Annotated in this window: 24 protein-coding genes, 1 tRNA gene and 1 pseudogene; 18 read left to right on the top strand and 8 right to left on the bottom strand. The window is 68.0% G+C overall.

The genetic code is table 11. From position 1 onward, the window contains the following. Position 1: 1 nt before the first annotated feature. Complete coding sequence (locus ATK36_RS18615) at positions 2 to 352, bottom strand: GntR family transcriptional regulator (RefSeq protein ID WP_098512713.1); 351 nt, start codon at positions 350 to 352, stop codon at positions 2 to 4. Positions 353 to 535: 183 nt separating this feature from the next. Between ATK36_RS18615 and ATK36_RS18610 the strand changes: the two genes are divergently transcribed. From ATK36_RS18610 to ATK36_RS18560, 10 genes are all read left to right on the top strand, one after another. Further along, positions 536 to 904 carry a helix-turn-helix domain-containing protein gene (locus tag ATK36_RS18610; protein WP_098512712.1) on the top strand — a complete coding sequence of 123 codons (369 nt, stop codon included), beginning with the start codon at positions 536 to 538 and terminating at the stop codon, positions 902 to 904. Positions 905 to 906: 2 nt separating this feature from the next. Continuing rightward, positions 907 to 1,341, top strand: a complete 435-nt coding sequence (locus ATK36_RS18605) for a hypothetical protein (protein WP_098512711.1) — start codon at positions 907 to 909, stop codon at positions 1,339 to 1,341. Next, positions 1,338 to 1,778, top strand: a complete 441-nt coding sequence (locus ATK36_RS18600) for a hypothetical protein (protein WP_098512710.1) — start codon at positions 1,338 to 1,340, stop codon at positions 1,776 to 1,778. The genes ATK36_RS18605 and ATK36_RS18600 overlap by 4 nt, the downstream gene beginning before the upstream one ends. After that, positions 1,775 to 2,170 (top strand): hypothetical protein, encoded by a 396-nt coding sequence (locus tag ATK36_RS18595; protein WP_098512709.1) that lies wholly within the window; start codon positions 1,775 to 1,777, stop codon positions 2,168 to 2,170. Before ATK36_RS18600 ends, ATK36_RS18595 begins: the two co-directional genes overlap by 4 nt. Before the next feature lie 85 nt (positions 2,171 to 2,255). Continuing rightward, positions 2,256 to 2,585 carry a hypothetical protein gene (locus ATK36_RS18590; protein ID WP_098512708.1) on the top strand — a complete coding sequence of 110 codons (330 nt, stop codon included), beginning with the start codon at positions 2,256 to 2,258 and terminating at the stop codon, positions 2,583 to 2,585. A gap of 212 nt (positions 2,586 to 2,797) precedes the next feature. Further along, positions 2,798 to 3,949 carry an AAA family ATPase gene (locus ATK36_RS18585; RefSeq protein ID WP_211291899.1) on the top strand — a complete coding sequence of 384 codons (1,152 nt, stop codon included), beginning with the start codon at positions 2,798 to 2,800 and terminating at the stop codon, positions 3,947 to 3,949. Positions 3,950 to 4,256: 307 nt separating this feature from the next. Continuing rightward, positions 4,257 to 4,607 (top strand): hypothetical protein, encoded by a 351-nt coding sequence (locus ATK36_RS18580; protein ID WP_098512707.1) that lies wholly within the window; start codon positions 4,257 to 4,259, stop codon positions 4,605 to 4,607. A 1,539-nt stretch (positions 4,608 to 6,146) separates the two neighbouring features. Beyond that, entirely contained in the window at positions 6,147 to 6,422 is a 276-nt protein-coding gene (locus tag ATK36_RS18570) for a MerR family transcriptional regulator (RefSeq protein WP_098512705.1), read from the top strand. A gap of 16 nt (positions 6,423 to 6,438) precedes the next feature. Further along, on the top strand, positions 6,439 to 6,639 hold the full coding sequence (locus tag ATK36_RS18565; RefSeq protein ID WP_098512704.1) for a helix-turn-helix domain-containing protein: 201 nt from the start codon (positions 6,439 to 6,441) through the stop codon (positions 6,637 to 6,639). Positions 6,640 to 6,657: 18 nt separating this feature from the next. Beyond that, a complete protein-coding gene (locus tag ATK36_RS18560) occupies positions 6,658 to 8,019 on the top strand; it encodes a tyrosine-type recombinase/integrase (protein WP_098512703.1) in 1,362 nt (453 codons plus the stop codon). Between the two features lie 99 nt (positions 8,020 to 8,118). On the opposite strand, the gene ATK36_RS18555 is transcribed toward ATK36_RS18560, so the two are convergent. From ATK36_RS18555 to ATK36_RS18545, 3 genes are all read right to left on the bottom strand, one after another. Then, a tRNA-Ser gene (locus ATK36_RS18555) sits at positions 8,119 to 8,205 on the bottom strand. 44 nt (positions 8,206 to 8,249) lie between these two features. Then, the gene (locus tag ATK36_RS18550) at positions 8,250 to 8,690 is read right to left on the bottom strand and encodes a nucleoside deaminase (protein WP_098512702.1); all 441 of its coding nucleotides are present in this window, start codon (positions 8,688 to 8,690) and stop codon (positions 8,250 to 8,252) included. Between the two features lie 23 nt (positions 8,691 to 8,713). Further along, a complete protein-coding gene (locus ATK36_RS18545) occupies positions 8,714 to 9,196 on the bottom strand; it encodes a tRNA adenosine deaminase-associated protein (protein ID WP_170069798.1) in 483 nt (160 codons plus the stop codon). Between the two features lie 76 nt (positions 9,197 to 9,272). On the opposite strand from ATK36_RS18545, the gene ATK36_RS18540 reads away from it, so the two are divergent. Next, entirely contained in the window at positions 9,273 to 10,505 is a 1,233-nt protein-coding gene (locus ATK36_RS18540; protein ID WP_098512700.1) for a M20 metallopeptidase family protein, read from the top strand. A gap of 86 nt (positions 10,506 to 10,591) precedes the next feature. On the opposite strand, the gene ATK36_RS18535 is transcribed toward ATK36_RS18540, so the two are convergent. After that, positions 10,592 to 12,655: a phosphocholine-specific phospholipase C gene (locus ATK36_RS18535; RefSeq protein ID WP_098512699.1), complete on the bottom strand. Its 2,064-nt coding sequence runs from the start codon at positions 12,653 to 12,655 to the stop codon at positions 10,592 to 10,594. Between the two features lie 384 nt (positions 12,656 to 13,039). On the opposite strand from ATK36_RS18535, the gene lysA reads away from it, so the two are divergent. Continuing rightward, the gene (gene lysA, locus ATK36_RS18530; protein WP_098512698.1) at positions 13,040 to 14,377 is read left to right on the top strand and encodes a diaminopimelate decarboxylase; all 1,338 of its coding nucleotides are present in this window, start codon (positions 13,040 to 13,042) and stop codon (positions 14,375 to 14,377) included. Here the strand turns inward: lysA and ATK36_RS18525 are convergent. Then, positions 14,374 to 15,900 (bottom strand): APC family permease, encoded by a 1,527-nt coding sequence (locus ATK36_RS18525; protein WP_098512697.1) that lies wholly within the window; start codon positions 15,898 to 15,900, stop codon positions 14,374 to 14,376. The two genes, lysA and ATK36_RS18525, sit on opposite strands and share 4 nt — an antisense overlap. Positions 15,901 to 16,099: 199 nt before the next feature. Between ATK36_RS18525 and ATK36_RS18520 the strand changes: the two genes are divergently transcribed. The 6 genes and pseudogenes from ATK36_RS18520 (at position 16,100) to ATK36_RS18495 (ending at position 21,186) form a co-directional block, all read left to right on the top strand. Then, entirely contained in the window at positions 16,100 to 16,588 is a 489-nt protein-coding gene (locus tag ATK36_RS18520) for an Lrp/AsnC family transcriptional regulator (protein ID WP_098512696.1), read from the top strand. 555 nt (positions 16,589 to 17,143) lie between these two features. After that, positions 17,144 to 17,479 (top strand): annotated as a pseudogene (locus tag ATK36_RS18515) (tRNA-dihydrouridine synthase); the annotation flags it as partial. Between the two features lie 101 nt (positions 17,480 to 17,580). Then, positions 17,581 to 19,083 carry a Fic family protein gene (locus ATK36_RS18510; RefSeq protein WP_098512695.1) on the top strand — a complete coding sequence of 501 codons (1,503 nt, stop codon included), beginning with the start codon at positions 17,581 to 17,583 and terminating at the stop codon, positions 19,081 to 19,083. A 46-nt stretch (positions 19,084 to 19,129) separates the two neighbouring features. Continuing rightward, positions 19,130 to 20,278 carry a tRNA dihydrouridine synthase DusB gene (dusB, locus tag ATK36_RS18505; RefSeq protein ID WP_098512694.1) on the top strand — a complete coding sequence of 383 codons (1,149 nt, stop codon included), beginning with the start codon at positions 19,130 to 19,132 and terminating at the stop codon, positions 20,276 to 20,278. A gap of 147 nt (positions 20,279 to 20,425) precedes the next feature. Further along, on the top strand, positions 20,426 to 20,890 hold the full coding sequence (locus tag ATK36_RS18500; RefSeq protein ID WP_098514988.1) for a prevent-host-death protein: 465 nt from the start codon (positions 20,426 to 20,428) through the stop codon (positions 20,888 to 20,890). A gap of 2 nt (positions 20,891 to 20,892) precedes the next feature. Further along, positions 20,893 to 21,186 (top strand): hypothetical protein, encoded by a 294-nt coding sequence (locus ATK36_RS18495; protein WP_098512693.1) that lies wholly within the window; start codon positions 20,893 to 20,895, stop codon positions 21,184 to 21,186. Between the two features lie 286 nt (positions 21,187 to 21,472). Here ATK36_RS18495 and ATK36_RS18490 read toward each other — a convergent pair whose 3' ends face one another. Both ATK36_RS18490 and ATK36_RS18485 read right to left on the bottom strand, forming a co-directional pair. Further along, positions 21,473 to 21,994 (bottom strand): type VII secretion system-associated protein, encoded by a 522-nt coding sequence (locus tag ATK36_RS18490; RefSeq protein ID WP_098512692.1) that lies wholly within the window; start codon positions 21,992 to 21,994, stop codon positions 21,473 to 21,475. Between the two features lie 312 nt (positions 21,995 to 22,306). Next, positions 22,307 to 23,146 (bottom strand): type VII secretion system-associated protein, encoded by an 840-nt coding sequence (locus tag ATK36_RS18485; protein ID WP_342752035.1) that lies wholly within the window; start codon positions 23,144 to 23,146, stop codon positions 22,307 to 22,309. Positions 23,147 to 23,165 lie beyond the last annotated feature (19 nt).

The following is a 23,165-nucleotide window of genomic DNA, read 5'->3' as shown; positions in this document are numbered from 1 at the left end:
GTCAGGGCGCAAGCCCCAGCTTGCGCTCGACCGCGGTGAGTCTCCGCTCAAGGTCTGCGAGGTCCACACCGTTGAGTGCACCACCGGGCGAAGCCTCTGCCGGGGGCACAGCAGCACCGGACGCGCGCACAAAGGTGCCCTGCCCTTGGCGCGTGACGATCAGCTGTTCGTCCTGCAGGAGGGTGTAGGCACGCTTCACAGTCCCCACCGACACGCCGAACTCATCGGCGATCGCCTGGTGCGGCGGAAGCTTGTCCCCCTGCCGGTAGGTCTCCGCCCGGAGCGCCTCCCGAAGTCGGCCGGCCACTTGCAGGTAAGGGGCTCGGGAGTCGGCCGGATCGAGTTTGTCCATGTCAGACAGGGTACGCGACTTAGTCAACTACTCCATCTAGGTGATAACAGTCAAGAACTATTGGCTACGTTGTCCACGTTGCCTAACGTCTCTGGTGTCGCAAAGAGCGCACACAACGCAAGCGGCCCCGGCGGTGCTGGAACACCGGCCGGGGCCTACACCGAAACCATTGGGAGAGTCACGATGCAGGTTGAGGGTAACGCGGTCTTCCGCGTGAAGGCACTGGCAGAGCTGCTGGACGTCTCGCGCTCCACGGTCTACCGGGCCATCGAGGCCGGGCAGCTGGAAGCGCTGAAGATCGGTTCGGGCCGGGGTGCGCTGCGCATCCCGGGTTTCTCGGTCAACATCTGGCTCAGCGACTGCATGGACGCCGCCGCCGCCGAGTTCTTCCACGGCGACGCGTCGGCCGAACAGGCCGACAACCCCGAGTCCGAGACAGGCGACGATGTGGCGGAGTCCTCGCTCAATGCCTGGCTTGGTGCCAGCGACGAAGCCGAGGCGAGCCCGGCCGCCGGGGACTCGGCCGCTGCTGGTGTGGCGGGGGTGGCGTGATCATGGCGGAGTCGCAGATGGGGCGTGCGCTGGTCGGTGGTGTGGCCACGGAGTTCGTTCCGACCCACCGTGAGCAGAACGAGACCCCGATCCTGATGAACCTGGGCATGGTGGTGCCGGTCTCGGCCGAGGATCTGGTCGCGGCGATGTGGGACGGCACCACCTACATGAGCCAGGACGAGCTGGCCGACACCCTCACCGACACCGCGTACCTGCGGCAGCTCGTGGTGGAGAACCTGTTCGCGCTGGGCGGCAACGGTGTTGAAGCCGCCCGTATCGCCCTCGCCGCGGTCGAGCCGGGCAGCTGGGACGCCCAGCGCGCCGACATGATCCGCCCCGCCGTCACCGAGCTGGCCGCCGCGCACTCTGCCGCTCGCCGGGCGCGTTCGACGCTGCGGGTCCCGCACCCGCGCACCACGCCGGAGGTGACCCGGTGACCGCCATCCTGAACCGCCGGGGCGGCACCACAGTGCGGGTGTCCACGGCGCCGGGCACCCCCAGCGCCTCCGGGCGCCCGGCCTCGCGGCTGCGGTTCACCCCGGCCACCGGAGCCGTGGTGGTGCTCACCTACCACGAAGCCGCCACCGCCCTGTACTACTGCGGCACCCGCCTCCCGGCCAACCTCAACCGCACCGACATCCCCGCACTGGTACTGCACGGCGTAGCCCGCCTCGGACTCAACCAGGTCCGCGCCCTGAGCGCCGCTCACCACAAGTCCGGACTCGCACTACTGGACCGCACCATCACCGGTCGGCAGTACGACACCGACCAGGCACGTCTGTGGCCCGCCAGCGAAGGCGGACAACACCAGTACAACCGCGCCGTGGACGCCGTGCACTCCCTGACCCGCACGGCGGCAGGGGCGGCGCAGTGACCACCGGGTTCGTCACCCACGGCGCGGGCCACCGCCTGGCCCCCGCCACCCCGGTCACCACCACCGACGGCACCACCGTGGAACGGATGGGCCTGTGGCCCGCCGGCGCGCCCGCGCCCTGGGTCCTCACCGTGGACGAGATCGCGATCGCCCTCGCCCACAGCGGCGGACACCTCGGCCGATACGGCGCCACCCCGATCGTCGCGAAAGCCACCGACCTGACCGTGCAAGGCGTACGCGCCGCCGGTCGCGGACCACTGGCCTGCGCAGCAGCGCGGCTACGCGAGGGCAACGAACTCGACGTGTTCCCCGCCGACGCCCACCCCCACCGGTGCCTGCTCGCCGCCAGCGACCTGTGCCGCAAAGCCAACCGCGACCGCCCACCCCACTAACACCCCTGCGGCCCGCGAACCACCTTCCCCGTTTCTGCCCCGGGCATTCCTATGCCCTGACCCCTGCCCAGCTGGAGGTAATCCGATGGCATCCACGCCCCGCGACCCCTATCACCGCACCGGTCCCGTCCCGCCGCCCGCGCCGCTGCCCCCGGCACGGGGCGAGCTCCGCGAGGACCTGTCGCTGATCGTCACCGACGGCACCCGCTTCTACGTCCCCGTGTTCGACGTCGACCCCGCCACCGGCCGCGCCGAGTTCCTCGGCGTCGCCCTCTACGAACCCACCGACCCCGAGGGCCGGGCGCTGCTGGCCGAGACCGTGGCCACGGCCCGCCGCGACGGCACCGGCACAGTCCCGATCCCGGTTCCGGTCCACCCGCCCGGCCCGGTCCCCGGACCCCGGCCCGGGGCCTGAACCCGGTGGACCCGGACCAGTCCGGGTCCACCACCCACAAGCCCGCGACCAGCACGAGTCCAGCACGAGTCCATGCCCTGACCACCCCCGCGCGGGGTGGACCCACCCACACCGGTCCACCCCGCACCCGGGGCGGTGGACTCACCCGCACTGACCCGCGTGAGTCCACCCCGGCCCGGACCCGCATACCCGCTTCGCAAGGGAGTACCCCTGTGACCTACCCCGAGACCAACGGGCGCCATCTGCGGCCCGTCACCGGCTCCGGCGCCGGGGCTCACGAACTCGACCCCGGACCGTTCCCGGAACCACCGGCAGACCCCTACGACACCGCACCGGCCGCCCTGCGCCAAGTCCGGCTGACCCGGGTGTCCACGATCCCGCTGCGCCCGACGCACTGGTTGTGGGACGCCCGGATCCCGCACGGCGCGCTCACGGTCGGCCCCGGCCGCGAGGGGATCGGCAAGTCGCTGTTCTGCGCGTGGCTGGCCGCCCGGATCACCCTCGGCGAACTACCCGGCAAGCACTACGGACAACCCCGCAGCGTCATCTACGCCGCCACCGAAGACAGCTGGGAACGCACCCTGGCCGGACGCCTGCACGTAGCCGGTGCCGACCTCGATCGCGTGTACCGGGTCGAGGTCGACCAGCTCGGCGGCACCGCCGTGCCCTTGTCACTGCCCCGCGACGTCGACGGCATGGCCTCGGTCATCACCACCCACGACGTAGCGCTGCTGATCGTGGACCCCCTGATCTCCGTGTTGGACGGCTCAATCAACCCACACCAGGACCGGGACCTGCGCACCGGACTGGAACCACTGGTCCAGCTGGCCGACGACACCGGATGCGCGATCTTCGGACTCGCGCACTTCAACAAGGCCAGCGGCACCGACGTCCTCTCCCGGATCATGGGCGGCCGGGCGTTCTCCGCCGTAGCCCGCGCAGTGATCGCGTTCGCCCGCGACACCACCGCCGACGACGGCTCCTGCGTCATCTCCCAGGTCAAGAACAACCTCGGCGCACTCGACCTCCCCTCACTCCGCTACATCGTCGACTCAGTCGGACTGGACACCCCAGAAGGCCCCGCCCAATGGGGCCGCATGCAGATCACCGGCGAAACCGACACCCACGTCAACGACCTGCTCGACGACGCACCCCCGACCCGGGAGGAACGCACCGATGCCGAAGCCGTCGCCGACTGGCTGCGCGAGTACCTGACCAGCCAGGGCGGGCAAGCCCCGTCCGGGGAGGTCAAGAAGGCCGCGAAAGCGGCCGGGTTCACCGAACGCACCGCCCAACGCGCCCGCGCGAAGCTCCAGCTCACGACCCGCACCGAGGGCCGCAACACCGTGTGGGGCCTGCCATGACCAGAACCCGTGCCAACCCGTGCCAATTCATGCCAACCCGTGCCAATGCGTGCCAGGGGTGGCACGGGTCAGAAACCTTGCCCGACCAGGGGAAACATCACCCGAAACCCCCGACCCGTGCCAGCTGGCGGGAGTGGCACAGGTTGGCACGCGTGCCAAACCCGTGCCAACCCGTGCCACCCCCGGAGACTGGCACAGGTCCGCCGAAAATCGCCTGTTTCCGCAGGTCAAGGCCCATGCACGACCCGTGCCAGGCTGGCACGGGTTGGCACGGGTCTCACCCCGATTCCTGGAAAGGCACCCGAGCATGACCGCCACCGACGTACTGGCCCGCCACGGGACCCGCGCCCTGCTCCGCTTCACCAGCCTCATCCTCATCTTCACCGGCCTGCACCTCGCCCGGCTCCCCTTCCTCGCCCTCGCCCGCGGGCTCGGCGCCGCCATGACCACCATCGACACCGCACTCTCCACCCCACCCCGGGCGCGCACCACCCGCCAACGCCGAGGCGACCGGTGGGGCGAGCCCATCCCCACCACCCGCCACCACCACAGCCAGACCCGGGGGCGGGCGCGCGCCGGCTACCCGGATTACGGACCAGCCCACCACCCCGAACCCCCAGATTCGGGGGTCCGCTGGCCCGGCACCGCGACCCCGTAACCCCGTAATTTCCGTAATTCCCCGCAGGTCAACGGCCACATTCGGGCCGTAATCCACCGAATTACGAACGTAATCCACCCCACCGGCCGTAATCCGGCCCGTAATCCGCCACACAGCGAGGGGAACCGGAGGGGAACACAAGGGGGAGACCCGAGTGCCGAGAAGGATTTCCTTCCCCACGCTCCCCTCCCCACCTCCCCCACACTGACCAGCCCGAACCCGCCAGAGGGGAAAAAGGGGAGCAGGGGAACAACCCCCACCAGCCCCGCCCCGACCCCCGGAACGGCCCACCCGGACACGTGTCTCCCGCTCCCCTCGGCCCCGCCACCCGGCCCGGCCGGGAAGGGAACGGCAAGGGAACCAGGAAGGGAACACCGACCCGGCAAGAGCAAATGCTCTTACCCACTCCCTTACCCCGCTCCCTACCCCTGACCAGCCCGAACACCCCCAGAAGGGAACGAAGGGAGCAAGGGAACCAACCCCTCCAGACCCCGCCCAGACCCCGCCCAGACCCCAAAAAAACAGGCCAGCAGGGGTGTGTCCCTCACTCCCTTCCCGGCCCCAAGCCAGCCCAGAACGACCTACCCGCCCGGCCCGCAGGCAACCCGCACAGCCCGAACCCAGAAGGAGGCTCCGCCCATGACCCCCGCGTCCACCACCACCCGCCTCACCCGCCGAGGCGCCGCCCGGCTCCACCAGCTCGCCACCCACGCCAGCACCCACCTCACCACCCTCATCACGCGACTCGACCACGCCACCGCGCGCCTCACCACCACCAGTGGACCGGCCAGTGGACACCCAGTGGATCCCACCGAAACCAGTGGATCCCCACTTCCCACCCACTTCCCCCGACCCACTGACCTGACCAGCACCAACACCCGACAAGTGAGGAAGTGAATCCAGTGGAACCCCCCGGCACCGACCCCCCGAAACAGCCCCATCTCACGCACCCGACAAGAGGGGGGTCACCCACTCACCCGACCCCGACCGGAGAAACGCACCGACCAAAGACGGCTGAAACACGGAAAAGAAGGGCCGCCTCACTTTTCCGTGTTCCAGCCGCTTTGACCCGGGGAGACGAGCAGGGAGGCGGCCGACCCGGGGAGCCCTCCTCGCCCACCGGAAACGACACACCGTAACCACCGGGGCTGTGACGACCCCCGCGCCGGACACCCGAAGCGTCACAACCCACGTGACACTTCGCGCAGCAACCTGACCAGCCACAACACCACTTGTGACACTTGCGGACCTTCCCGCAGGCGACAGCCCCAACCCACCCAGCGGCCACCCCCAGGGGATGACCGCCGAAGTGTCACACCCACCCATCAACACCCACAGCAACCGGAATCCCAGGAGTCTCTCCCCCCACCTGCCAGCGCTCCAGACCCAGCCCACACACCAACGCTGGCAGGAGGGGGGTCCCCCGAAGACGAGATCTGACCTAACCCAGCACACCACGCAGCGTGCGACCACCAGCTGGCCGCACGGCGACCCCGCACGCCCCAAACCGGGCGCCAACCACACCGAAGGGCACCACCGATGACCGCACGCCTGTACCACTTCCCCAGCCCCGCCACCGACGACATGGTGGCCAGCGGCCCCGAAGACAAGCCCTACACCGGCCCCATCCCGACGTTCGACCCGGACGCGACCGCCTACACCGTCGACCAGGCCGCCTACCTCATCAGCCTGTCCGCCGACCTCACCCGCGGCTACGTCGAAGACGGCACCATCCCCGCGATCCGCACCGCGAACGGCTGGGAGATCCCCCGCAACCGCTTCACCGAATGGATCAACAACCTGCCCGAAGCCTGACCACCTGGAGACCACTGTGGACACCGCAACCCCGAAGCCGCACTCCTTGCTGACGGTCGAGGCTGCCGCGAAGCAGCTGTCCATCGGCCGCACCACGATGTACGGCCTGATCAAGGCGAAGCAGATCACCACCATCCGAGTCGGGCACCTGCGTCGAGTGCCCCTGTTTGCGATCACCGAATACGTCGAGCGGCTGACCGCTGCTCAGACGGTCTGACCGAAGGGAGCAAATTCAATGCCACGCAAAAAGCGAGCCGAAGGCACGCGCGCGCCGAACGGCGCGAGTTCGATTTACCTTGGGAAGGACGACAAATGGCACGGCCGCGTCACGATGGGAATCCGTGACGACGGCAATCCCGATCGGCGCCACGTGAAGCGGAAGACGGAAGCCGAAGTCATCGACGCGGTGCGCGAGCTTGAACGCCAGCGCGACTCCGGCCGCGTCCGGAAAGCGGGCCGGGGCCTGACCGTCGAGCAGTGGCTTACGCACTGGGTCGAGAACATCGCGGCGCCAACGGTTCGCCTCACGACGATGGTCGGATACCGCGCGTCGGTGTACAAGCACCTCATTCCGAGCATCGGCGCGCACCGGCTCGACAAGCTGCAACCCGAGCACCTGGAGGTGGCTTACCAGACGATCCTCCGAAAAGGACTCAAGCCGTCCACAGCGCACCTCGCGCACCGCACCGTCCGAGCGGCACTCAACGAGGCCGTCCGGCGGCGGCACATCACCGAGAATCCCGCGCGCATCGCGAAAGCGCCGCGCGTGGAAGAGGAAGAGATCGTGCCATTCTCGCGCGAAGAAGCGCGACGCCTGATCACCGCCGCCGGGGAGATCCGGAACGGCGCCCGGTTCATCATCGCGCTTTCGCTCGGGCTCCGGCGCGGCGAAGCGCTGGGACTGAAGTGGTCCGACGTCACGATCACGTGGAAGCACGGGTGCGCGCGAGGTGAAGCCTGCCGCCGCAAGCTCACCGCCGGCGAGTGCCCGGCGCGGCGCGGCTCCGGCACGATCACCGTCCGCCGCTCGATCCAGCAACTCAACTGGCAGCACGGGTGCACGCCCGACAAGCCGTGTGGGCACGAGCACGGCGCCTACTGCCCGGAGCGGTTCGGCGGCGGCTTGGTCGTCGGTGAGGTGAAGTCGCGGGCCGGGCGCCGCGTCATCGGCCTTCCCCGGCCCGTGATCGAGGCCCTGGAGGCGCACCGCGTCCAGCAGACAGACGAGCGCGAGGTGGCGGCGGATCTCTGGGAGGGAGGGGAGTGGGTGTTCGCCACGCCGATCGGCCGGCCGACGCACCCGACGCCGGACAACCGGGCGTGGAAAGCGTTGCTGCGCTTGGCAGGCGTGCGCAACGCGCGACTTCACGACGCGCGGCACACGGCCGCCACGGTGCTGCTTGAGCTGAAGGTGCCGTTGCCCGCGGTGATGGAGCTGATGGGCTGGTCCAACGCGGCCGTGGCCAAGCGGTACATGCACGTCAACACCGAGTTGGTGACGTCGGTGGCGGAGCAGGTGGGCGCGCACATGTGGGCGGATCCGGACGACGAAGACCAGGAGGACGACGGCCCGGAAGGCGCGCTCGTACCCGCCTGATCGGGGTCAACTGAGACCCGAACTGAGACCCGAACTGAGACCCTACGCGAAACGCCCGGCAACCCCATGAGGGTCGCCGGGCGTTTTGCCTGCGTAGAGCGGTGGCGGTGGGATTTGAACCCACGGACGGTTTTACCCGTCACACGATTTCGAGTCGTGCTCCTTCGGCCGCTCGGACACGCCACCGCCGAGAACAATACCGGAGCTGGATCCCCCATCTGCCGCGGGGGTCAGCCCGCCGAGGGCCGACGGGTGGCGAAATAGGTCTCGAGCAGGGCCGCGCACTCGCCGGCAAGGACCCCGCCGTGCACCTCCGGCCGGTGGTTCAGCCGCCGGTCGCGTACGACGTCCCACAACGACGTGACGGCACCTGTTTTCGGCTCCCACGCGCCGAACACCAGCCGCGCGACCCTGGCGAGGACCAGTGCGCCCGCGCACATCGTGCACGGTTCGAGGGTGACGGCGAGCGTGCAGCCCTCCAGCCGCCAGCTGTCGCCGTGTACGCGGGCAGCTGCGCGCAACGCCAGGATCTCCGCGTGCGCGGTCGGGTCGCCCAGTTCGACGCGGGCGTTGCGGGCCGCGGCGAGCGGGCGCCCGTCCGGGTCGAACACCACGGCACCGATGGGCACGTCGGCGCCGGGCCCGCGCGCGGCCTCCAGTGCCGCGCGCACGGCTTCGGTGTCGGACGGCCGGCTCAGAGCTGGTCCAGCAGCTTCGAGAAGCCCGCCTCGAACCCGCATCTCTGCGCGATCATCTGGAGCTGCTCGTCCGGGTAAAGATCCACCTCTGAGACGATGACCTCCAGCTCGGCTCCGGGCAAGCCCAGATCGGCCAGTATTTCCAGATCACCCTCGGGCCAGACCGCGTCGTCGTCCTCGTCCGGCGGGTCCACGCGCAGCACGTCCAGCACGTCCGCGGCGATGTCGTAGTCGAGCGCGGCCGCCGCGTCCGACAGCAGCAACGACGGCCCGCGCGGGCTGGGCCGGACGATCACGAAGAACTCGTCGTCCACCGCGAGCAGGCCGAACGCGGCACCGGTCGAGCGGAGTTTCCCCAGCTCGGTTATCGCCGCGTCCAGCTCCGTCAGAGCCGCGGAGTCGAGCGCACTGCACCGCCACTGTCCGTCTTCCCGGACCACCGCCACCGCGAAGCCCGTGACCGGCTCTTGCACCGCCATGCGCACACCGTATTCCGCCGGGCGAGGGAACGCACGCACGGTGCGCCGGAAACCCCGCAGGTGCCACTATCGAGCCATGACGGGACCCACCGACCTCCCCACGCTTCCCGGCAACCGGCACGCCGGGTTGCTCGACGCGGCGCGCGCGCTCCAAGACCGGACTGTCGAACTTCGCCGCACGATCCACCGTCGGCCGGAGCTGGGACTGCAGCTGCCACACACCCGCGACGCGATCCGCGCGGCGCTGGCGGACCTGCCGATCGAACTCACCGATGGCCGTTCCACGACGTCCTTGACCGGCGTACTGCGCGGCGCACGTCCTGGGCCGGCAGTACTGCTTCGCGCGGACATGGACGCGCTGCCGCTCAACGAGGACACGGGGCTCGACTTCGCGTCCGAAGTCGACGGCGTGATGCACGCCTGCGGCCATGACACGCACGTCGCCATGCTCGCGTCTGCGGCGCGGCTGCTCGCCGAACGAGTAGCCGACCTCGCCGGTTCTGTGGTGTTCATGTTCCAGCCCGGTGAAGAGGGCGACCACGGCGCTCGGCACATGATTCACGAAGGCGTGCTGGACGCGGCCGGTACGCGGGTGTCGAGGGCGTTCGGGTTGCACACGATCGCGAACGTGCAGAGCGGCGTCCTGCACGTACGCGGCGGCCCGATCATGGCGTCCGCGGACACCTTCCGGGTCGAGGTGATCGGCCGCGGCGGCCATGGCTCCGCCCCGCACGACGCCATCGACCCGGTCCCCGCCGCCGCGGCGATGGTAGGGGCGCTGCAGACCATGGTGACGCGCCGGATCAACGTCTTCGACCCGGCAGTGCTCTCGGTGACCCGCATCGAAGCGGGCACGACGACGAACATCATCCCGGAGACGGCGGTGCTGGAAGGCACGATCCGGACCCTGTCGGAACGAACCCGCGCCCAGCTCCGCGAGGAGATCCCGAAGGTCTGCGAAGCTGTCGCCACGGCGCACAGCTGCCGGGCCTACGCCGAGGTCAACCCCGGCTATCCCCCGACCGTCAACGACGCCGCGGTCGCTGCCGACGTGCTCTCCCTGGCCGCCGACATCCTCGGCTCGCCCAATGCCGAGGAGCTGCCCACCCCGATCATGGGGGCGGAAGACTTTTCGTATGTGCTGCAACGGGTTCCCGGCGCCTTCGCGTTCCTGGGCGGGTGCCCGCCGGAGTGCTCGCCGGAGGATGCGCCGGGCAACCACTCGAACCGGGTGATCTTCGACGAGGCGGCCTTGTCGTCCGGAGTCGCCCTGTACGCCGCGTTCGCCCTGGACTTCCTCCAGGACTGACGCGCTTCGGTGGCAAGGCTGTGAAGGGGCCCTTCACGGACTCTGAGTCCGTGAAGGGCCCCTTCACAGCATTTGTCCTGGGCCGGTCAGGAGGTTCGGCTGGGGCGTCCGTTCTCCAGGTGACCGGCGAAACGTCGGTGCCAGGCAGGGTAGCCGACCAGTGCCAGCGTCACGTCGTACCAGCCGTGCGAACCGGCGAGCGCGTCGAAGGTCACTCGGTGCGTTCCCCGTGGGGCTACTACGAAACCTGGGCGTCCCCGCACCGTGATAGTTGCTGGGCGCGGTGACGTGTTGGTCACTGTCAGCGCGAAAACCGGGTGCGAGGGGGACCCGCACACCGCGGCGGCCACGTCGACGCCAGCTGTCGACGTGTCTCCGGAAGCCTCGACGAGGAAGCCGTTCGGACCGTGTACGGCAACGTCGTACCCCGACGAGTACGGGATCTTCTCGGCGACCGCGGCGCCCGGCCCGACGTCGAAGCGCTGCGAAGCACCATCGGCGTGGTACGCGTACGCGGAAACCTGCAACGCAGCCGTGCCCTGGTTCGCAGCATGCAGATCGAGCGCCTTCGCACCGACAGTCACGTACGCGGCCGGCTGATACGGCAGTGCGCGCGCCTGCGCCGTCCCCGGTTCCTGCTCCGGCATAGCCTGCTGTCCAACAGGTGGCGTCGTCGGCTTCGGCAGCTTCGACTGCGTACGGTCGGCTTCGGCACGCAGCGCGTTCGCGTCGGGCAGCTTCGGGATCGAGCGGTCACGGCGTGAGAAGTCGAAGCAGCTCGTCAGGTCGCCGCAGATGGCGCGCCGCCACGCGGAGATGTTCGGCTCCTTCACCCCGGTCCAGACCTCCAGGAACCGCAGCACCGACGTGTGGTCGAAGACCTGCGAATTCACCCAGCCACCACGGCTCCACGGCGAAATCACCGTCATCGGCACGCGCGGGCCGAGACCGATCGGAGTGAGCGGGCCGGTGCCTGCGCCGGGCCCGTTCGGCTGATTCACCGGCACCAGCTCGCCGGGGGTGCCAGGCGCCGCGGCAGGCGGGACGAGGTGATCGAAGAACCCATCGTTCTCGTCGTAGTTGATCAGCACGACGGTGGATTCCCACAGCTTCGGGTTATCCCACAAAGCTTTCAGCACCCGCTGGGTGTACGCCGCCCCGTCCACCGGACGGGCCGCCGGATGCTCGCAGTAGGCGTACGGCGCCACCACCCAGGACACCGCCGGCAGCTTGTCCGCCTTGCAGTCCGCGATGAACTGCTGCAGCACGTGGTCGACGTCCTTGCCCTTACCCGAATCCGGCTTCCACTGTGCCCGCAGGCTGGCACGCTCGGCGAGCTGCCGCTTCCTCGGGTCGGACGACCCCAGCGCGTCGTGGTACGCCTGGAAAAGCCACAGCGGATTGTCGCCGTAGTCGCCGAGGTACCCGTTCGTGCCGTCGCCGATCTCGTCGTTCGCGTAGACCTGCCAGGAGATCCCGGCGGCCTGCAGCCGCTCCGGATAGGTCGTCCACCGGTAGACCGGCTTGTAGTCGGCCGAGTTCCAGGTGGCCGGCCCGCCGAGGCGGCCGTCCGGATCGATGGTGCCGGTCAGGTGGTAGAGCCGGTTGGGTGTGGTCGGCCCCTGGATCGAGCAGAAGTAGTTGTCACACAACGTGAACGCACTGGCCAGCGCTCGGTGGAACGGCAGATCCTCGTGGTTGAAATAACTCATCGTCATCTCACCCTTGGCCGCGATCCACGCGTTGTACGTGCCGTTCGCCCAAGCCTGGTGAGTGGTGGCCCAGTCGTGCGGGAGTTCGCCGAGGTCCTGGCCGTCGACCAGCGCAGTGTCCACATGGAACGGCAGCATCTGCCCACCATCGGTGCGCTTGGCGTCGGGCTGGTGGTACACGTCGGCACCACCGGGCAGGCGCAGCCGGGCACGATCGCCGTACCCGCGTACGCCGGCCATGGTGCCGTAGTAGTGGTCGAACGACCGATTCTCCTGCATCAGCACGACGACGTGCTCGACGTCGTCGAGGCTGCCCCGCCGTCGCGAGCCGGTCGCCGCCTCGGCCAGCGCACCGCCGAGCCCTGCGCCCACCGCGCCGGCCGCCGCCGCGCTGCCGAGCATCGCGCGCCGGCTCAGCCGTCCTTCTGCCTGCCCCATCCGCCTACCTCCCATCGCTGTGCCCGCAGCCTTGCCGGAGGCCGGAAACGATCACAAGGCGACGGACGTGAACCGTGACCGAACACCGGAACAATTAGGCAACGGTGTTGCTCGATCAGTGGACATCCAGCCCGAAACCGAACTCCCCGCCGACCTGGCCGACTCGGCCGAGTCAGCCTGGTTCCCCTGGTCAGGTCACACGACCTGATCTTCAGGACAATCGACCTATCACGACCCAGCGCGTGTGACCGCAGTTACTTGCGCGTCAAAAGCACGTCAGCGCCCACGGCCGGGACATCAAAGCGCTGTTGGCGGGCGAGGCGCGCGGGGTGGCGACGCAGTCAGCTGGGGAAGTCCGCCCGACCGCATCGCACGGAGGTAACCGTGACGCTCAGCGAACTGCTCCCCAGCCTCGGCTGCGAGGCCGCCGACCAGCTCGAACCGGGGCTCTGGCCACAGCGCACCCAGCTCGGCGAAGGTGGCGAGCTGCTTTTCGCCGGCGCTCCAGTCAGCCATCTGGCCGCACGGTTCGGCACCCCCGCGTACCTCATCGACGAAGCACAGGTCCGCGACGCGGCACACGCTTACCGTCGTGCACTTCCGGAGGCCGAAGTCGCCTTCGCGAGCAAGTCGCTCTGTACGCGCGCTGTGCTGCGCTGGATTGCCGAAGAAGGTCTCTCACTCGACACCTGCTCCGCGGGTGAGATCGCCGTGGCGCGCGCAGCCGGTTTTCCTGCGGAGCGCATTCTGCTGCACGGCAACGCGAAGACACCCGAAGACCTCAAAGCGGCCCTGGAGTACGGCGTCGGCCGGATTGTGCTCGACTCACTCGACGAAATCGAACAGCTCGGTTCCGTCGCGCACAACGCACAACGCGTGCTCATCCGCGTGACGCCCGGCGTCAGCGGCGAAACCCACGAAGCGATCACCACGGGCACCGAAGGACAGAAGTTCGGTTTTTCTCTGCGAAGCGACGTACGCGACAACGTCGACCGCGCTGTGGCCGCGGTGTTGGCACAACCAAGCCTGCGGCTCGCGGGGATGCACTGCCACATCGGCTCGCAAGTGTCCCGTGTGGACCGATACGAGGAAGCTGCTCGACGGATGATCGAAGTGCTCGTACACGTCCGTGAGACCCACGGGGTCACGCTGCACGAACTTGACCTCGGCGGTGGTCACGCGGTGCCGTACGTCAACGACGACGCGTCTTTCGACCTCGACGGGTACGCCCGACGGCTTCGCGTCGCACTCGCGTACGAATGCTCGTCGCATGAATTCCCCTTGCCACGCTTAACGATCGAGCCTGGTCGTGCGATCGTCGGTGCTGCTGGAATCACCGTCTATCGCGTGTGCGCGGTAAAACGCGGCGCGCGCACCTTCGTCGCTGTCGACGGCGGTATGAGCGACAACGCGCGGCCCTCGCTGTACGGCGCCCGGTACACCGCACGGCTCGTCGGACGGCGTACAAAGGCCGCGCGTACGCCAATGACCATCGTCGGCCGACACTGCGAGGCCGGCGATGTACTAGCAGCTGACATCCGTCTCCCCGACGACGTTCACGCCGGTGACCTGATCGCCGTACCGTGCACTGGTGCGTACCACCACGCACTCGCGTCCAACTACAACCTCGTCGGCCGCCCACCCCTCGTCAGCGTCCGCCAGGGCAATGCGACGCTCGTCGTGCCCCGCGAAACCGAGGAAGACCTGCTACGCCGCTGCTAAGCGGACTCGATCACCTCGCCATGGCGCGCAACCGAGCCTCGCCGCAGCCGACGGCCCGCGAAGAAGTCCCGGCATGCACGCTGTACGGCGAACATCAGCGGTATCCCGACGAGGATCGACACCACGCCGATCACCGCCACCCCACCGATGCCGAAGAGCGTGGTCTCCCCTGCGTCCGGCTTCGCGTACTCGATGACGGCGAACACCAGTACCGCCAGGAAGAACACCCCGCCGAGAAACGGCAGCAACCCGCGCAGGAAGAAGTTGCGCACACTGGTGAGCAGCGTCCGCCGGAACACCCACGCGCACGCGAGGGCCGTCATCGTGTACTCGATGGCAATAGTGAGACCGACGGCGTCGACAGAGTCCGACAGGATGTTCTTGCTCAACGCCGCCAGCAGCACGTACAGCCCGAGCGAGACAAGCCCGAACGCCCAGGTCGACACCGACGGCGTCTGGTACTTCGGGTGTACGCGAGCGAACACCTTCGGCAGCGCACCGTGGCTCGCCATCGACAGCGTGGTGCGCGCGGCGGGCATGATCGTCGCCTGGCTCGTGGCGGCGCCGCTCGTAAGCACCGAAATGATGAGCAGCACGCCCATCATCTTGCCGAAACCGGACGTACCGAAGACGGCGCCGCCGAGACCCGCGAGCACGTCTTCGGCGTTCGCTTCGTTGCCGAGGCCGATGCCCTCCTCGCCAACCCCCGCGAAAGCCAGTGCCGCCACCGTCACCAAGAGGTAGTTGAGCACCAGCAGCACCGTCGAGAGGACCGCGGCGCGGCCCGGCGCGTGCCGCGGGTCGGCCGATTCCTCGTTCACTGAAAGCGAACTCTCCCAGCCCCAGTAGATGAAGACTGCCAGCAGGACAGCCGACACAGCGGTGCCGAAGCCGACGTCACTCGGCCACAGCCAGCTCCACTGCGGAACGCTGGCCTGCGGTCCGGCGCTGCCCTCGTACACGCGCGTCAGGGCGACAATGGAGAAGATCACCAGCACGGTCAGCTCGATGCCGAGCAGGATCCACTGCGTACGCGCGGACACCTCGATGCCGCGATAACACAGCCAGCACAGGAGGAGCAACCAACCGCACCCGATCGCCGTAGTCACCGCACGATTGTCGGCAAGATCGGACAACCCGAACAGCAACAGGGTGTACTTGCCGGTCAGCGCCGACTGGCTGCTCATCACCAGTAGCTGGGCCACCGTCACCACCCAGCCGGTCAGCCAGCCCGCCCGGCTGCCGAACGCGCGCGTGGCCCAGGTGAAATTCGTGCCACAGTCGGGTTCGGCGGCATTGAGCTCCCGGAACGCGAGCGCGACGAACAGCACCGGGATGAACGCGAACAGGATGAACGCGGCCGCCTTGAACCCGGTCCCGGCGAGCACGACAAATCCCAGCGTCGCGGCGATCGAGTAGGCCGGGGCGGTCGAGGACATCCCGATGACGGTGGACGAGACCATGCCCAGCGCGTGGGACCGCAGTCCCTTGGCCGGCACCGGGAGTACGGCGGCTTCGGTCATGACCCGGTTCTCCTCGGACGTGGGGGCTTTCCAGGGCCGCCAGACGGTACCCGTTCACCTGCCGCTACGGCACCCGTTGTGCCCCGCCGCACATCCGCCTCCTCGCCGGGCGAATTCGGAAAATGCCTCCTGTTCGAAGGCCATGGCGGATACGCTGCGCGCTGTGATCATCACATGCCGAAACACAGGGAGGGACGGCATGGGTAACGTAACTGCCGAGGAGCCTCGCGTACCGAGAGCGCTGGACAACACCGACCGGATGCTGATCGCCCTGCTCCAGGACGACGGCCGCGCCTCGTTCACCACGCTGGCGAAGTCCGTGGGCCTGTCCGAGGGCGCCGTCCGCCAGCGCGTGCAACGCCTGATGCGCGACGACATGGTGCGCGTCGTCGCGGTGACCGCCCCGGAGCGCCTCGACCAGACCCGCCAGGCCATGGTGGGCATCACCATCGACGGCGACCCGCGCGAGGCCGCCCGGCAACTCGCGAAGATCCCGCAGGTGCACCAGGTGGCCCTCTGCTCGGGCCGCTTCGACGTGCTCGCCGAACTCCTCTGCCGCGACGACGACCACCTGCTGGCCGTGCTGGCCGACGAGATCCGCGCGGTGCCGGGGGTCGCTTCGACGGAGTTGTTCGTGTACTTGGGGCTGGCCAAGCAGGATTTCGTGCGGGGGAAGCTGATGGTGTGAACCGGAGGTGGGTGGGGATTCTGCAGCGACCCCGTACCAGTTCTTCCTGGATCTGCCGAAGGTTGCTTCGCTGATTTGCCGACGTACCCTTCGCGGATCTGCCGACATGTGCGTCGTGGATCTGCCGGGACAGTGGCACCCTCAGGGTGTCGGCAAAGTCGGTGTGAGGTGCCCTGCGCCGACCGCGGAGGTCCGTGAAGGGGCCCTTCACGGACTCTGAGTCTGTGAAGGGCCCCTTCACAGACCCGGGACAGGTCCGGCACACACCACCAGGTGGTCGCGCACCTCGAACACCTCAGCATCGCCCGCTGCCGGGCGTGATCGATCGAGAGGGCAGGCGCCGTCGATGATGACGCGGCCGCCACGGCTCTCTCTGCTGATCACGGGTCCCCGACCGACTTTGCCGGGACCCTGGTGGCACCCTGAAGCCGACATTGCAGCGCTGGTCGGCGCAGGCTTCTCCCTCGGTCGTATCTTGGCGATAGCCGCCGCTCCGACGGGAAGCCAGTTGACCACGTGGAACCGACCCCGTCGCCCGTGATCGACCCACAGGCCGTGACCGCCACCCTGCGCAAGCCCGCCCTCAAGATCGGCCCCTACCAGGTCGATCCTCCCGTCGTGCTCGCGCCGATGGCCGGGATCACCAACGTCGCCTCCCGGCAGCTCTGCGCCGAATACGGCGCGGGCATCTACGCCTTGCGAAATGATCACCGCGCGTGCCGTCGTTGAACGGCGCCCCGGGGCCATGCACATGATGGACCCTTCGCGGCCCACGAAAAGCCCAGATCCATGCAGCTCTACGGCGTCGACCCCAAAACCATGGCCGAAGCCGTCCGCATCATCGCCAGCGAAGGCCTCGCCGACCACATCGACAGCAACTTCGGGTGCCCAAAGTCAACACAATGACAACACCCAGCCCAACCTGACAGCCCAACGGCGTACATGAAGTCGGGCGTCGGCATGGATACCAGCAGGCAGGCTACTCTTCCAACATGACGATGGCCGATCTTCCATGGGCTGATGTGGAGAGCCTTCCTCCTCTCAATGGGGACCTTCAGCCCGTCCTCGACTCTGTCAAGTCGCTTCAGCGCGCGTGGGAATCCGTCGTGACGGCCAACGACACAGCTTTTCAGGAAGCACGTCGACGCTCCCTTCGACGACACGCCATTGAGACCGGAATTATCGAGCGCCTGTACGACATCGATTGGGGCGTCACAGAAGCACTGGTAGCCGAAGGCTTAACCGCTGACGCAGTAGCACGGATCAGCGACGGAGCTGTAACCGAAGATGTGCTTGATGTCGTACGAGCCCAATATGACACCTTGACCTTCCTGGCCGAATCCGCCAGAGATGGACGCGACATCTCGATTTCATTGATAAAACAGCTTCACATAGCCCTCACCAAGCTCCAGCCCACATACACCGCGACCGCGCCGACCGGGCAGGTCTTCCAGGCGACACTTCACCATGGAGAATGGAAACAGCAACCTAATCACGTAAGGCGCCCGGATGGGTCCTTGCTCGAATATGCCCCACCTGAGCAAGTGGCATCGCAAATGGACCGGCTTGTCGAACTTTATCAACAGTACGACAACAAGGATCCGGTAGTTCAGGCATCGTGGCTACATCACCGATTCGTGCGCATTCACCCCTTCGAGGATGGCAACGGACGAGTCGCTCGTTGTCTAACGCTTCTGATCCTTCTGAAGCACAACCTTGCACCACTGGTGGTTGACCGACGCGAACGCAATCGCTATCTGGAGTCCTTGGACAGGGCCAATGAAGGCGACCTGCGTCCCCTGGTTCGCTTCTTCGCAGAGTTAGAGATCGGGGCACTACGGAGCGAACTTGAGCGACCAGTCGCAGGCGAACATGCCCTTGCGGCAGGCGGTGGGGCGCTCGCCGTCCTCGAAGCAAGCATCGGTCGACTGCGAGAGCTACGAAGCGCCACTGGCACTTCCGACCGCGCAGAAAAAATCTGCGAACTTGCCAATTCTGCGCAAGATCGAGTTGATTCATGGCTCGACGACATGAAAGAAAAGATCGGCTCTCTTCTCCAAGAAGGAATCGACCCTGATGCCCGGGTGACCCGTAAGAGCGCACGGCCTCCCAGTAGCGAGGCGCGCTACTGGCGTCGCCAGGCCATTCAGGCAGCACGCAGCGTCGACTTCTTCACAAATCTTCATGATGGACTATGGTGGTCTCGCCTTCAAGTCGCGGCCTTCGAGCAGAAGCTGCGATATCTCGTATTCATACAAAAGGTCGGAAGCGGCGAAACCGGCGTACTAACCCTAACCGTCTATGCTGAAATTCTGGGAACAGACCAGAATGAAGAGCCATCGTCAGTCGCCGAACCAGTCGTTAAATCATCGCCTACGGAGACCGTCACATGGACTTGGACCGATTCCCCTGATGCGCAGTGGACTAGTGTCACCGAAGTGCTTGACACGACCCTGGCGAGCGCTTTGGCAAAGTTCACATCCGGCTTGAGCTGAGCGGCGTACGAGACCCGGTCGCCCATGATGGAGGTCACCAGCGACAATGGAGGGCGTGACCGCCGTGATCGACGCCAAGCCCGCCCTGAAGATCGGCCCCTACCAGGTCGATCCCCCGGTCGTGCTCGCACCCATGGCCGGGATCACCAACGTCGCCTTCCGGCAGCTCTGCCAGGAGTACGGCGCCGGCATCTACGTCTGCGAAATGATCACCGCCCGAGCCGTCGTCGAACGACACCCCGGGACCATGCACATGATGACCTTCGGCGAGAACGAAAAGCCCAGGTCCATGCAGCTCTACGGCGTCGACCCCAAAACCATGGCCGAAGCCGTCCGCATCATCACCGGCGAAGGCCTCGCCGACCACATCGACTCGAACTTCGGGTGCCCTGTCGCGAAGGTGACGCGCAAAGGCGGCGGCGCGGCGTTGCCGTTCAAGCGGCGGCTGTTCGCGGATATCGTGCGTGAATCGGCGAAGGCGGCGGGCGAGGCGAACGTCCCGTTCACGGTGAAGTTCCGGGTCGGGATCGATGACGACCACCACACCTTCCTCGACGCCGGCCGCATCGCCGAAGCCGAAGGCGCCGCCGCCGTCAGCCTCCACGCCCGCACCGCCGCGCAGCGCTACTCGGGCCAGGCCGACTGGACCAAGATCGCCGCGCTCAAGGAGGCCGTGACCAGCATTCCGGTGCTCGGCAACGGCGACATCTTCACCGCGGACGACGCGCTGCGGATGGTCGCCGAAACCGGCTGCGACGGAGTGGTCGTCGGGCGTGGCTGCCTCGGGAGGCCGTGGCTGTTCGGCGAGCTGGAAGCGGCCTTCGCCGGTCGCGCGATGCCGGCCCCACCCAAGCTCGGCGAGGTCGCCCGCGTACTCCGCCGCCACACCGAACTGCTCATCGAGCACGACGGACACGACAAAGCCATGCGCGACATCCGTAAGCACATGGCCTGGTACCTGATGGGCTTCCCCGTCGGCTCCGAGCTGCGGCGCGGATTCGCCATGGTGTCGAGCCTCGATCGGCTGGACGAACTGATCGCCCAGCTCGACCAGGACGCCCCCTTCCCCGAGGCGGCGACCGGGCCGCGCGGGCGACAGGGTTCGCCGGGCAAGGTGACCCTCCCGCACGGCTGGCTCGACGACCCCGACGACGACTGCGTCCCCGAAGCCGAAGACATGCACTCCGGCGGCTGAACCCACTCGCAAACCGACCGAGCCAGCCGACAGTGCGCAGCACGGCCGAACGGTTCGTGCGGGACACGATGAACAGCGGTGAAGTGCGCCGGGCGTTCCTTCACTCCTCGCTGGACTTCCGAATACGTTCCGAATAGTATGGGTGTGATGACCGTCACAGCTAGCCTCCCTTCGTGGACGCGGCGATCCTCGGACCTCAGCAAGCACTCGGCCGAGGTCTTCGCCGAGGCCGAGGACCACCCCGTCACAGTGACGCGCCGCGACGGCGAGGCGCTCGTGCTCATGTCGCAGCGCGAGGCCGACGGTCGCGCCCGGCTGCTGGATTTTGCCGCACAGCTCATCACCGTCACCCTCGACGACCGTGGCTCGCTCGCCGAGCGTATGTCCAAGGCCTTCCCCTGGATGCTCGCGCTGTCGCCCGCGGACCGGGAGTCCTGCGCGCAGGATCTCGTCGACGCGGCGCGCGCCTCGTTCTCCACCGACCAGCCGCACCTCGCGATCGCCGAGCTGACCTCTTGGAAGGAGACGGCTGCGGCTGTCGCTGCGGGGCTCGGCAGCGCTGACGTCGAGTGGCTGGACGACGATGCTGCCGAGACCGTGGAGCGCCCCTGATCGTGGCGGCCGCGAAGAAGGGCGAGCTGGTTCCTCGCCCCCCGAAGAAGATCGAGTACGAGATTCGCTTTGCCACCGCCGACGCGCAGAAAGGGTGGCGGGACCTCGTCGCGACCATCCGCAACGCCATGACCGAGACGTGGGACTTCCTGACCCACACTCCCCTGTCCACGACGCCGACGAACTATCGGCTGAAGGGCGAGCTCGGGGCGATCCAGCGCGGCGGGCTGACACATGATCGCTGGCAGCACAAGCCGACGGTGAAAGGCACCGCGCGCAGCTGCGGAGGGCTGTGAAGGGCCCCTTCACGGACTCTGAGTCCGTGAAGGGGCCCTTCACGGACCCGAAACCGGTCGGGCAGCCGGGCAGCCGGGCCCTGCGCACTCGGGGGTGAAGGAGGCGCTCGCGAGTGGTTGTCCCCAAGCGTCTGACCTGGGCAGAGGCTGAGCTATCCCCAGGTTGATGGAAGTTATCCACAGGTCTCGTGGGAAACCTGGCCGGGCAGGTAGCCGAGGGGAACTGGCCCTGCCGGGTGTCCGCCTGTGCAGGAAGGATCACGGCTCGCGGAAGAGGGCGGGGGAATCAGGCGATGAACTCCCGGGCGGTGTCGGACAGCAGGCGGAGACAACCCAGAGCACCCGGGTTGAGCAGCAGGTCTGTGCCGTTGTACTGACCGAGGAGGGCGACGAGATCGGCAGACGAGGTGGTCCGCCAGTCCGCGGCGCGCACCCTGCGGCGATGGGCGAAGGCGGTGGTCACGAGCAGGCACGGAATGTTGTCCGGCGACGGGGCGACGAGCGGTTCCCCGGCATTGTCCAGCGCGAGGGCGAACGTCGTTTCGCGGAACACCGACGCGAGCTGGGCGAAGTCGGCCTCGCCGCGGGCGATCAAGCGGAGTACCGCGTCGAGTGGGTCGGTCGGGGAGTCCGGGCCGGCCGGCTCGTAGGACGGGTTCGCCTTGAAGTGGCCGACCGACCCGTCCTCGCGGGCGAACCAGCCGCCGACCACCGCCTCGGGGGGCGGGGCCGCCACCTCGGCACCCTCAGCCGTCGAAGACGGCTGCCAGGCGGGGTCGACGAGCAGCAGCCACTGGTCATCGGCCATGGTGAACTCCGTTTCGGGCCGGTACCGGCGGGGTGCTGCTCGCCGGGTGCCGACAGGCGTCAAGCGCCCGGGTACCCGTGAGCCGGGTGTCAAGCGCCCGGGTACGCGTCAGCCAGGCACCGGGCAACGGGGCAGCGGAGAGCCGAGCCTCAGGAAACCGAGCGCTGGATCGCCGGGGATGGACAGGCGAAGGGGTCACCGATTCGGCCCGCCGGGAGCGGACAGACGAAAGGGTCACCGATTCGGCCCGTCGGGAGCGGACAGACGAAAGGGTCACCGATTCGGCCCGTCGGGAGCGGACAGACGAAAGAGTCACTGATTCGGCTCGTCGGGGGTGGCTGATCCGTCGGCGGTGGGCGTCTCGCCGGAGGCGGGCGCGGGGGTTCCACCGGGGGCTGGTTTCCCGCCGGGGACGGGGGCTTCGCTCGATACCGAGATCCCGCCGGCGGCGGATACTCCGCTCGGAGCGGGAGCCGCGGGCGCGCCGGAATCGGGGGCGGCCGAGTCGGGCTCGGCGGCGGCATCACCGGCTGCAGCACCATCATCGGGTCCGGTGCCATCCCACGGGACGATCTTCAGGCCGGTCGCATCCTGGTGGTTCTGGTAAAGCTCGGCCACCTGCTCCTCGTCCATCATCAGGGTTTCGCGCATGAAGTCGCCGGTGAGGCGGACCGAGGCCGGTCCGCCCGGGTTGAACAGCACGTCCACGCCGTCGGCCAGGAGCACGACCAGCTCGTCCAGGTCGATGCGGCGCCAGTCGGGCGAGTTGATGCGCCTGCGGTGCTGTTCGCCGGTGGCCACCACGACACACGGGATGTCGTCGGGGGACTTGGTGACCAGCGGGCGGCCATCCCCGTTCATCGCGATGTCGAACAGGGAATCGCGCAGCATCAGCTGAATGTGCTCGGCTTCGGCACGGCCCTGCAGAACCAGCCGCAGCACCGCGTCCACCGGGTCCGACGGCGAGTTCTCGTCGGCCGGGAGGTACTCCGGGTTCGCCCGGAACTTGCCGAGTTTCCCTTCCTCCACCGGCCACAGGCCGACGATGGCCTCGATCGGCGGCGCCTCGTTCTCGGACGAGGGGCTCCACTCCGGATCCATCAGCAGGAACCAGTTCTCCATGGGTCCGGCGTTCTCAGTCGTTTCAGTCATGGTGTCCATGATGGTGCCT

The organism is Amycolatopsis sulphurea (assembly GCF_002564045.1).
Taxonomy (GTDB): domain Bacteria; phylum Actinomycetota; class Actinomycetes; order Mycobacteriales; family Pseudonocardiaceae; genus Amycolatopsis; species Amycolatopsis sulphurea.
The sequence above is the reverse complement of the archived record's forward strand: the minus strand, read 5'-3'. Positions and strand labels throughout refer to the sequence as shown.